Below are 6,610 nucleotides of genomic sequence, written 5' to 3' on the forward strand. Positions count from 1 at the left end.
AGCTCATAGGATTTCGAGAGAGGGTAAAGGGCGTAGAAATAAAAAAGTCATATATGTTTGGAAGACAATTTCACCATTTCAGTCGGTCAGTTTTTCCAACTTGATGTTGAATAATTGCTGCGATGAATAGTGCGGCTTATCTTTTGACGCAGTTATGCAGCGAGTGCTTCGAACTGTTGTTTGATTGAGAGTGCATTAGCGGCTGCAAAGGTGCCTTGCTGTTTGCGCATCATGTGAATGAGCTCAATACCGGTGAGCGTGATACCGGTTGCGGTTTCTGACTTGAACCTTAGCATGGAGCGTGTGCGTCGTTTGATGCGGCGATGATCCTGCTCAATCGTGTTGTTCATGTATTTGCTGGAGCAATGACAATTGGTTTGCCAGCCTGGCTAAGCCGGCTCTCCGCATCGCATTGTAGAATAGCAATCCTGTTGGTCTCGCTTCCATCGATGGTAATGCGCACTGGCCTGCCGTGGCGGGCGAGTGCCTTGCGGATAAAGCATTTGGCAGCGCTCAGTTCACGTTGTTTGCTGAAACAGAACTGAACCGTATCACCATTGCTATCGATGGCGCGGTATCAGTACAGCCAGTGGCGTTTGACCTTGATGTACGTCTTATCGAGGTTCCATTTGCGTGTGACCTGACACTTTCTCCGCTTGAAACATTCAAGCAATTTGGGGGCTGAAGCAGATGACCCAGCGATGCACGGTTGAATGATCGAGATCAATGCCACGTTCCGCCATCATTTCCTTCAGATTACGCGGGCTCAGATTGTAAGCCAGATACCATCGAACACACAGAAGGATGACGGACTTATCAAATTGGCGTCCTTTGAACATCAAAAATACTCAGCTGATTAAAAGCCATATCCTGTCAGTCCATCCATTGATGAAAAGTTTGCAACAAAACCGTTTATCACAGGCGCATCTTTGCGGGGCAAACGGTCTGAAACTTTTGAGATATGGTTTAATTTATTGCATCGTACCGACACAACATACGTGAGATATTGCAATGTAGATCTTATGGTCTACATTAACACTAATAAAAATGTAGATAGATTGAAGGATTGCGACAATGGCGATCAATATTACAAATGAAGAGGCGGACAAGCTAATACGCAAATTTGCCAAGCTCACAGGCCGCAATCTGACTGATGCGATTATATTAGCCGTGAATGAGGCAATTGATAGTCGGGTTAACACGGAAACACCGATGGAAACAGCCGAACGTTTACGTAAGAAACACGGCATTCGGCTTACAGCTCAGGCGAGAGAACCCCTTCCCCCGTCCGTATTCAATGAAATGTGGGAAGACAAATAATGTATGTTGATGCTTGCGCCCTTATCGCACTGGCTACCAGTGAACCCGAAGCCGAACGCGTTTCACATGCTCTGACCAATGCAAAGAAGCGCATCACCTCCGCTGTGGCGATTTTGGAAACAGTAATCGCATTGGCAAGGCCTGATAAATTCGATTGTACGCCCACACAGGCAGAAGCGTTTCTTATGGACTTGCTGGAGTCGCGAAATATCAAACTCGTTGATTTGCCGATTGCGAAAACGGCATCCAGTCTATCAATAAGTGCTTTTGAAAAATTCGGCAAAGGGGCAAGACGGCTTAATCTGGGTGATTGTTTGCATTACGCTTGTGCAAAATATTATCGCGTTCCTATTCTCGCGACCCATGATGAATTCCGTCAAACGGATATTGAAACCATACCTTAATAGGCGTTTCAGAAATGAAGATGATAACGTAGCGGTTCCCTATCCGCCGTTATCTGCTCGCCAACCCTGGTTCTGTTATAAACCACTACGATTTGATCAGTTAGGGAAATGCTCAAGGCCGTCATGTTGTAATTGTAGTTTTTGGGTATACCCATTGTGGAGTGCTGAAACCCGGTACTGTATGGTCCGTTATGACAGTTTATAACAGATTGGTACACGCAAATGGCCCTAACAGTACCGCAGAAGTTTCAGCCATCTGCTAGCGTCTACCAGTGAGCAGGAAGCATCGCGGGCGAGGGGATGCTGGACACGTTTGCACGCGAGCGGGTTGTGACCATTTGTAACTACAACACGGAGAATGAATCCGGTGCGCGGCTTGACCGGCCAGAATTGTTTCGTCTGCTGGATGATTGTCAGTCTGGTGACGTGTTGCTGGTGAAAGACGTTGACCGGCTGTCGCGATTGAAAGAAGACGATGGGCAGCGGTTGAAAACGCTGTTGCGTGAACGTCAGATCAAGGTTGTTGCTGTAAATGTACCAACAACATGGCAAAGCCTTTCACCAAACCATTCAGAATTTGACGCCCGTATGTTCGGCGTGATCGATGACATGTTGCTCGATATGCTGGCGGCAATTGCACGGCGAGATTATGAGCAGCGCCGCGACCGGCAGAAGCAAGGTATAGCTGTAGCAAAGGCCGCTGGAAAATATCAGGGGCGCAAGGCTGACATAAAGCGATACGTGGCGATTAACCGGATGCTTGCCAGCGGGAACTGGGCGCTGTAAACTGGAGACAACCCGCGTAATCATTGAACGCTGCAGGGTTGTCGGAGGTTTGATGATCGTCTGCGCTCGATGCGCAACCGATCATCTATATTTGCACCGCCGATATGCATGTGGCCATTGTCAGGTTGCTACACTCACATCAAAATCGAAATTAATACGCTCATAGGGGAATGAAATACCCTGTTCCCTTTTGTCGATCACACCAGCATTGATCAGCGTTGTCACGTCACGATGAACGGCCTGCACGTCACGCCCTACACGACGCGCAACTTCTCTGATCGACAAAGCACCCTGACCGGCCAGAGCCTTGACGATTGCGAGGCGGGAAGGGGCAAGCACCCGATGCATGTCATCATAGCTCAGAAAATTAAGAGACGGATCGACGGCCACCGCTTCACCTGTACGAGCCTGTTGTGCCGCCCGCAAAACCCTTGATTTGGTATCGGCATGTGATGCAATCCGAACGTTTAATGTGTTCATCGCATTATCCTTTCCATATCGGCCAGAAACGCGTCATAGAGCCCTTCGAGTGAGACAAATTCGATCGGTTCTTCCAGACCCGTCAATGTGCCGGTGATCGCCCTTGCCGCGCTCATTGTCATAGCGCAGAACGCATTCACCGCCCACAACCTGAGCCAGCTGGTATCGGAACGGATGCGCACTGCCTAAGACCGGTTCGGGCAAGGGCCAGAGTATAACCTCATCAAAGGCCGTTTCACTGGTCGCCGTTCGGGCCTTTTCTAACAGCGTGGCTGTCACGTTGTTATCGATAACAACATTGATGACTGTTGTCAGTAGAAACAACACTTACTTCCATACTAAAATGGCACAAAGAAACGTTAGCGTCGGATTCCGCCCCTTCCCGCAAGCGATGCCATAGACAGGCAAGGTTACCCGCACCAGAGCGCATATGTGCGGCGAAGTGCGCCACGCACGCACTTCGCGACGTCGGATTTGACAAACTGTCAGCCTGCCCCGAACTTTCTGGCCATATCGCTCAGTCTTGCCAGTGCTTCGTCGAACCGCCCTTCGGCTTCAGCGTGTCGTTGGAATGCCACGCGCGAAACAAGTATTTCTGCCGGTGTCGGTTTCTGTAAAAACAACGCCATGACCTCATCCGTAAATTCTGACAATGGCTGGTAGCCATCACGTGTCTCCTGACCGGGCGTGAGTGTTGTCTGCACTGCGGGCGGAACCAACTCGATGACTTCAACCTGCCCCTTCAAAGCCTCACGCAATGAAATGGTATATGAATGGATTGCTGCTTTGGTCGCATTATAAGTCGGAGCGCTAAACAGCGGAACAAATGCCAGACCTGAACTGACATTCACTATTGTTGAATCTGGCTGCGCCACAAGATGATTGATGAACGCATTGGTCATACGGATGGTACCAAGCAAGTTTGTCGTGATCATTGCCTCAGCATCAGTAAGATCACGCTGATGATCCAGAGTTTCAGACCGCATGATGCCTGCATTGTTAATAAGAACATTTATGCTTGGATACTTTCTGATAACATCGATAGCAAAATCAGAAATGTCTGGGCTACTTTCAACATCGACTGTTATCGCAAGCATATTATCGCGTCCGATGCACGCTCGTTCAAGTGCATCCAGGCGCCGTCCGGCAATGATAACAGTGTTGCCCAAATCGTGAAAGCGGTGCGCAAATGCTTCCCCGATACCTGACCCGCCGCCGGTAATCAGGATCGTATTGCCAGTTATTTTCATGCAATTTACTCCGCTAGAGCGCATGCCAAAAGTGTGAAACAGCTATAGGCATCGCGTTAAAACAGCTTGTTAGAGCGATGATTTGGTCCCACAGATCGAACCAGCCTCCAGGGCCACTGGTGCTTAAATGAGCTTATTGCTATCTGATGGAAAGAAGGCACTTAAAAGAATTATACTTACCAAAAAGAGAGTATTGAATTGTCCGGTTTGAAACACACGATGCCCTCAAGTCCCCTAGAGAAAAGTCAGACAAGAGCGCCGGATCCAAAAGTCGAGGCACTGGTCAATGATCTCATTGGCCGGGTCGCGGATAAATGGACGATGATTATTCTCGAAATGCTCAATGGGCATGAAGAATTGCGCTTTACGCAGCTTGCGCGCCATATCCCGAATATTAGTCAAAAAATGCTGACGCAAACACTGCGCCAGATGGAGCGCGATGGACTGGTGTCGCGCACAGTGCATGCGGTTGTACCACCCCGCGTGGACTACCGACTGACCCTTCTGGGTATGAGTTTAGGAGCAGCCTTCTGCGGCGTTTGGATTTGGGCAGAGGCCAATCTTCAGACAGTTGAGACTGCGAGGCGGAAATTTGACGAGCAGCGCCCCTGAGTGATAAAGCTCACTTCTATTAATCATATTTTCTAAAATAATGAGCTATAGAAATGGACACTATCGCTCGTGACCTGGAACAGGACACAACCGGACTGGCCCAATTTCCACTATGACGCTGCACAGTCTGGAGCAACAATTCCTGCTGTCATCCGGCGAAGTGATCGGCGCGGTGCGCCATATCAATCCGGCCGAGCGCGATCTGTTGCGTATCGAACTTTTGAGTGATGAAGCGATCAAAACAAGCGCCATTGAGGGCGAGACTTTAGACCGGCTCTGTGTGCAGTCGTCACTGCGGCGGCAATTAGGCCTGACGACCGACCGGCGATCTGTGCAACCGCGTGAACACGGCATCGCCGAATTGATGATCGATGTGAATGGCAGTAAGTAACGCTCTGTTGCAAAACTTCAATCTGAACGGAGCCCGGCCTATCTCTGGACGTAGTTATGCAGCGAGTGCTTCGAACTGTTGTTTGATTGAGCGTGCATTTACCGCTGAAAAGATGCCTTGTTGTTTACGCATCATGTGAATGAGTTCTATACCGGCGAGCGTTATGCCCGCTGCAGTTTGTGACTTGAAACCAAGCATGGAGCGTATGCGTCGTTTGATGCGATGGTGATCTTGCTCAATCATGTTGTTCATATATTTGCTGGAACGAATGGCAATCGGTTGGCCAGTCTGTCTGAGCTGGTTCTCTGCATCGCATTGCAATATAGCTATTCTGTTGCTCTCCCTTCCATCAACGGTAATGCGCACTGGCCTGCCATGGCGGGCCGGTGCCTTACGCAGAAAGCGTTTAGCAGCGGTTAGATCACGATGTTTGCTGAAATAGAACTCAACCATAGCGCCATTGCTATCAATCGCATGATATAAGTACAGCCACTCACCTTTGACCTTGATATACGTCTCATCAAGGTTCCAATTGCGCGTGACCTGACGCTTCTTCCGATTAAAACGTTCAAGCAGTTTTGGGCTAAAGCTGACGACCCAACGATGGATGGTTGAGTGATCGAGATCGATGCCACGTTCCGCCATCATTTCCTTTAGATTGCGAAGGCTCAAATTGTAAGCCAGATACCAACGAACACAAAGCAGAATGACGGACTTATCAAAATGGTGGCCTTTAAACATCTGAAATACCCGGCTGATTAAATGCCAGGATACTATCAGCTCATCCATTGACGAAAAGTTTGCAACAGATCCCGTCGGCTTCTGGACTTCTAATAGGCGTTGACCAGTCTCCAATCCGCATCTTCATAACGGACGAGGCATATTCTTGGGCAAGTGCCCGATCCCACTGAGCTGGTGAACGGATATCAGGGTGTTGGCCACCAAGCCATCGGCCACATTTCAGAATGCCATAGTAGTTGCTGGTCAAGGTCGATCGAGCAGCGGTCGTCCGCGACCAGAACAACACCGTAGGGTTCATTGCGACTCTCCGAGAAACTTTGGCTTCAACCAGCATTTTTGTCGCAACAAAAACTTCCAATCAATATAAAAATCATGTAAAATAAATCAATTATGGCTGATTTGATAAGATGTATACGCTAAATAATTGTAAATAAACATCAAAATTGTTACAACAAATTTAAGTGTTTATTGCTGCCTCGGAGCGAGTATCTGGATAGTCTCTGGAATTGGAGTTATGCATTGCTGATGTCATTTAAAAATTATGCGTCCCTTATGAAATCCAGCATTGAACATTTGCCACTCGCGAAACAAGAGGAACTTCATCGAACAGTTCAGATCTTGTTGGA

7 protein-coding genes and 3 pseudogenes are annotated in these 6,610 nt (G+C 48.5%); 5 read left to right on the forward strand and 5 right to left on the reverse strand.

Annotated features, from left to right (window positions below):
* Positions 1-152: 152 nt before the first annotated feature.
* A pseudogene (locus ACOZHT_RS23405) lies at positions 153-839 on the reverse strand (IS6 family transposase).
* Between the two features lie 235 nt (positions 840-1,074).
* On the opposite strand from ACOZHT_RS23405, the gene ACOZHT_RS23410 reads away from it, so the two are divergent.
* The 3 genes from ACOZHT_RS23410 (at position 1,075) to ACOZHT_RS23420 (ending at position 2,510) form a co-directional block, all read left to right on the forward strand.
* Positions 1,075-1,320 (forward strand): type II toxin-antitoxin system VapB family antitoxin, encoded by a 246-nt coding sequence (locus ACOZHT_RS23410; protein WP_421566827.1) that lies wholly within the window; start codon positions 1,075-1,077, stop codon positions 1,318-1,320.
* On the forward strand, positions 1,320-1,724 hold the full coding sequence (locus ACOZHT_RS23415; RefSeq protein WP_421566828.1) for a type II toxin-antitoxin system VapC family toxin: 405 nt from the start codon (positions 1,320-1,322) through the stop codon (positions 1,722-1,724). The genes ACOZHT_RS23410 and ACOZHT_RS23415 overlap by 1 nt, the downstream gene beginning before the upstream one ends.
* Before the next feature lie 300 nt (positions 1,725-2,024).
* Positions 2,025-2,510: a recombinase family protein gene (locus tag ACOZHT_RS23420; RefSeq protein ID WP_339510352.1), complete on the forward strand. Its 486-nt coding sequence runs from the start codon at positions 2,025-2,027 to the stop codon at positions 2,508-2,510.
* A gap of 120 nt (positions 2,511-2,630) precedes the next feature.
* On the opposite strand, the gene ACOZHT_RS23425 is transcribed toward ACOZHT_RS23420, so the two are convergent.
* From ACOZHT_RS23425 to ACOZHT_RS23435, 3 genes and pseudogenes are all read right to left on the reverse strand, one after another.
* Positions 2,631-2,990, reverse strand: a complete 360-nt coding sequence (locus ACOZHT_RS23425) for a helix-turn-helix domain-containing protein (RefSeq protein ID WP_421566829.1) — start codon at positions 2,988-2,990, stop codon at positions 2,631-2,633.
* Positions 2,987-3,269, reverse strand: a pseudogene (locus ACOZHT_RS23430) (toxin-antitoxin system TumE family protein). Before ACOZHT_RS23430 ends, ACOZHT_RS23425 begins: the two are co-directional and overlap by 4 nt.
* A 206-nt stretch (positions 3,270-3,475) precedes the next feature.
* Positions 3,476-4,240, reverse strand: a complete 765-nt coding sequence (locus tag ACOZHT_RS23435) for an SDR family oxidoreductase (RefSeq protein WP_421566830.1) — start codon at positions 4,238-4,240, stop codon at positions 3,476-3,478.
* Between the two features lie 219 nt (positions 4,241-4,459).
* Between ACOZHT_RS23435 and ACOZHT_RS23440 the strand changes: the two genes are divergently transcribed.
* Together ACOZHT_RS23440 and ACOZHT_RS23445 are read left to right on the forward strand one after the other, a co-directional pair.
* Positions 4,460-4,852 (forward strand): winged helix-turn-helix transcriptional regulator, encoded by a 393-nt coding sequence (locus ACOZHT_RS23440; RefSeq protein ID WP_421566832.1) that lies wholly within the window; start codon positions 4,460-4,462, stop codon positions 4,850-4,852.
* A gap of 69 nt (positions 4,853-4,921) precedes the next feature.
* Positions 4,922-5,228: pseudogene (locus tag ACOZHT_RS23445) on the forward strand (DUF4172 domain-containing protein); the annotation flags it as partial.
* Positions 5,229-5,297: 69 nt separating this feature from the next.
* Here the strand turns inward: ACOZHT_RS23445 and ACOZHT_RS23450 are convergent.
* Positions 5,298-5,984: an IS6 family transposase gene (locus tag ACOZHT_RS23450; RefSeq protein ID WP_421566834.1), complete on the reverse strand. Its 687-nt coding sequence runs from the start codon at positions 5,982-5,984 to the stop codon at positions 5,298-5,300.
* Between the last annotated feature and the right edge of the window lie 626 nt (positions 5,985-6,610).

It is taken from the genome of Ochrobactrum sp. EDr1-4, from assembly GCF_049199085.1.
Classification (GTDB): Bacteria; Pseudomonadota; Alphaproteobacteria; order Rhizobiales; family Rhizobiaceae; genus Brucella.

What these genes read in the sequence shown, in the direction of transcription:
- ACOZHT_RS23410 (WP_421566827.1), top strand. Translation starts at nt 1,075, where the DNA reads ATGGCGATCAATATTACAAATGAAGAGGCGGACAAGCTAATACGCAAA.
- ACOZHT_RS23415 (WP_421566828.1), top strand. Translation starts at nt 1,320, where the DNA reads ATGTATGTTGATGCTTGCGCCCTTATCGCACTGGCTACCAGTGAACCC.
- ACOZHT_RS23420 (WP_339510352.1), top strand. Translation starts at nt 2,025, where the DNA reads ATGCTGGACACGTTTGCACGCGAGCGGGTTGTGACCATTTGTAACTAC.
- ACOZHT_RS23425 (WP_421566829.1), bottom strand. Translation starts at nt 2,990, where the DNA reads ATGAACACATTAAACGTTCGGATTGCATCACATGCCGATACCAAATCA.
- ACOZHT_RS23435 (WP_421566830.1), bottom strand. Translation starts at nt 4,240, where the DNA reads ATGAAAATAACTGGCAATACGATCCTGATTACCGGCGGCGGGTCAGGT.
- ACOZHT_RS23440 (WP_421566832.1), top strand. Translation starts at nt 4,460, where the DNA reads ATGCCCTCAAGTCCCCTAGAGAAAAGTCAGACAAGAGCGCCGGATCCA.
- ACOZHT_RS23450 (WP_421566834.1), bottom strand. Translation starts at nt 5,984, where the DNA reads ATGTTTAAAGGCCACCATTTTGATAAGTCCGTCATTCTGCTTTGTGTT.